Origin of the sequence: Streptomyces sp. NPDC050448 (assembly GCF_040655295.1) — a bacterium.
Lineage (GTDB): Bacteria > Actinomycetota > Actinomycetes > Streptomycetales > Streptomycetaceae > Streptomyces.
In genome coordinates, this window is sequence record NZ_JBFAJR010000106.1 from 1 (window position 1) to 3,499 (window position 3,499).

A 3,499-nucleotide genomic window follows, 5' to 3' on the forward strand; every position below is an offset into this window, starting at 1 on the left:
GCGGGTATTTCCTCGGTGCAGGCATCGTCTGGGCTCCTCTCATGAAACCCATCTGACCCTCTGTCACTCAATCCCGCATCTCGGGGGAACCTCACGAGGAAGGTGTGCCGGATGGTAGAGCCGCGTCTGCGGGAAAATCCACCTGATCACCGACAGGAGCGGACTGCCGCTGTCCCTGGGCATCTCCGGCGCCAACATGCACGACAGCCTCGGTCTTGAAGCGCTCGTGCGGGGCATACCGCCGATCCGGTCCCGACGAGGACCTCGTCGACGGCGGCCCGGCAAGCTCCACGCAGACAAGGGCTATCACTACGACCACCTGCGCCGCTGGCTCCGCAAACGCGGCATCCGCCACCGCATCGCACGCCGGGGCATCGAGTCCTCCGGGCGGCTCGGACGCCACCGGTGGGTCGTCGAGCGGACCGTGTCCTGGCTCGCCGGCTGCCGTCGCCTCCACCGCCGATACGAGCGCAAGGCTGAACACTTCCTCGCTTTCGTCGGCATAGCCGCAGCCATCATCTGTCACCGCCGCCTCACCAAATGAAACGACGTCGTAGTCGTCGCATCCCGGGGAGGGAGGTGCCGGCTGTCCGTGCGGGGTGCGGGCGGCGTTCGTGACGGCGTTGGTGGCCGTTGCACTTTCGTGGGCGAAGAGCGCGCAGCGAAGGTAAGTTGAGGGTAAGACCCCGACAACGGCATGGCCCTTCAAACCAATTTGCCACCTTGTCGGCGAAAAGCGAAAATGCCATAGGGTGCCGGAAATCCAACCTCAACAAGGAGCCCTCAATGCCGATTCTATCGATGGCCGAGGAGTGGGAAATGTTTCGCGCTTGGCTAGAAGAAAATGCCCCGGGAACGCTCCTATCCCTGAACCTCCCTGCCAGCGAAAGCGAGATCGAGAGGCTTGGCGAAGTAGGATATCTTACCCATCCAGACTTGCCCTCGCTTCTCCGCTGCCACAATGGAGCCCCCCCTGTCACGCGAGGCGGCACGCCTTCTGCGTATCTCCCCGGGGGGTATTCTCTCAAGAGTGTCGATCAAATTTTGATTGGTCGCACCGTCATGCTGGAGGATATAGAATACGAGCGTCGGCGAGGTACGCTAGTGGACAATTACGGCCTCACCTGTCATTCAGATTGGATACCCATTGCCAGTGACTCAGCTGGAGGCCAACTGTTTCTAGACAATCGTAACGGTCCATTGCTCGGTTCCGTACTTGCCTATGACGACGGGCGCTTGCAGTACCAGCCGAAGTGGACCTCATTGCGGAGCATGCTAGGGGAAATAAATTCTTCCGCCAGGGGTCGTGGAACTGCCGGAGGGCTAAAGCCGCGAGTGCGGCCCGGCGAACTAACCATCGAGTGGTATGATCCGCGATTTTCTTAGCTTGTTCATTACCCACCAAGGCCATCGGCGGACCCAAAAGATCTTGGTAGATAAATAACAAGCTTAGAAAGCCAGCCGGGGGCGCGTCAACTGACGCGCCCCCGGCGATCAAATCCCCTTATGGGATGGTGCAGACTTGAGTCGTGCTGCATCCTTCATATCGAGGCGACTCGAAGTAGAATCCGTCGTCGTGCAGCATGCGGTTTGCCAGGTAGAAGTTTCCGAGATCGGAGCCAGCGGCTTCGTTCTGAATGCCAGGGATGGCCGCGCGGCCACATACTTGAGGCCAGGTGGCACCGGACGGTAGAGCGTAGCGACCGTCCGCGTTGAGCATCCACTTGCCGTTCACGAGCTTAGCGAACAGTTGCACGCACGGCTTTCCGTTCGTGTAAATCTGGCCGCCACTTTCCCTGGTACGGGCAAATGGGAATTCATCGCACTGAATCCCTCTTGAGTCGCCGAGGGCATCCGGGTGGGCGGACCATGGTTCAAGATTCGCCGCCACACCTCGATCGCAAACCCGCCGTCGATTTTCGGCGGCAGTCGCCCCGTCGGCTTCTCGGTGTAGCGGCGACTTTTCTATGCGGCTTCCAGGGTGAGAAGCGAGTTTCTCGCGGAGTAGCCAGTAGTATGCGGCGGCTACTGGATAGCGTTGGTCATCCAGCTTCCAAACCGGCTTATGGCCAGACATGACACACGCGGGTGCCGTAGACAGTCTGCTGTCGCACCGGATCTGCCCAAGTGGCACGGTTTGCCATTTGGCTCCTTCGATGTCATCCGGCTTATATCCCGGAATTATGAAATTCACCGATGCGCCCAGGTCAAAGAAATTGACCGCATCGGTTGCTCCATTTGTCCACTGAATGACGGCAGATGCACTGGCTTTGTGTCGATCGGTAAGACCGAACCATGTATCCCCTTCGGGCCAATTCGCGAAGGTCGAGTTGTTGCAGACTGCGACAGTGCAGTAGGTTTCTAGGCCGGTTGCCGAGATTCTATCTATCGTGCCTTGTACGTCAAAAAGCTCCAAAGTGACTTTTGTGTTGAATCCGTTCGAGAAGCCGCCTCCACCTTCTGCTGCGCGGCGGGGAATTTTTATTTCTTGCAGAAGGTGGAACGACACCGTTCCCATGAGGGTCGACGTGCCGTTGTTCCGATACCAAGCTTGGACGAGAATGTCTCGCTTATAGCAGGCATCGAATCGCGTCACGCTGAACGGTTTAGAGGTTGTCGCGCAACGCGGAACGAGTGGGCTCCATGCATTGGCCGCCGAAGGGCTGAGGGATTTTGCAGAATTGGGCGGCGTGTAGGAACCCGGGTCCACAACCTGAGTGCAGGTGTACTTCCCCTGCGAATTCGGGCTCTGGCACCGAGGAGCAGAAGTACCTGAACCGCGCAGCTGAGGGCCACTGGAATCATATTCCTCCGGAATGTCGTATGAAAAGTCCGGAAGAGAGTTCGGGTTGGGCTCCGGTAGAGCTATCCGAGGCAGAGGGCTATAGTCGCTTGGAGCGAACGCCACCGCATCGTATGCCAGGTCGAGGTCACCTGTGGCGTTCTGTCTCGTAGTCGACAGTCGCACCGCCAATCTGTCGCCAAAATCGTAGTACCCAAGGGAAACCCATCGGTTACCAGGGCCCTTTTGGTCTATTGTCTTGGTCTGAGTTCCCCAGCGTGTCTCCATTTCATACGTGGCCTGCGGCTCTTGCGCTCCGTGATCGGGCAGGTGAACGAAAACCTCGCGCTGCCCAATTGGCTGATTAGTTATCTGCCATGTCCCCGTGACCTTCATGCGATTTCCGGTCTCGTCACCATTCCTGGTATGCCCGAACCAGAAGTGGCCGCCGTAGCCGGCGCCAAGCTGCTGGAAGTCGATTTTCGCGCTTGGTGTGGCGAAGTCAAGGGAGAACGTTCCACTGTTGGCCGTGGGCTGGGTACAGCCCGGGCGTGAGATGGGGGTACCGTCGGGAACATCGTCCACGATGAGGGCGTTGGCGGGCAGACCTTGAGTGGTGCAGTTACTGACTTCAGCTCGTTGGGGTGAATTGTTGCGAAGTCGCTGCTGGGTGTGGGTGGGTGGCTGTATCCGTGGTGTGTGAGATATGCGGATGGG

2 pseudogenes are annotated in these 3,499 nt (G+C 58.7%); one reads left to right on the forward strand and one right to left on the reverse strand.

What is annotated here, in order from left to right:
* Positions 1-133: 133 nt before the first annotated feature.
* A pseudogene (locus tag AB0I68_RS38815) lies at positions 134-544 on the forward strand (IS5 family transposase); the annotation flags it as partial.
* 960 nt (positions 545-1,504) lie between these two features.
* Here AB0I68_RS38815 and AB0I68_RS38820 read toward each other — a convergent pair.
* A pseudogene (locus tag AB0I68_RS38820) lies at positions 1,505-3,499 on the reverse strand (hypothetical protein); the annotation flags it as partial.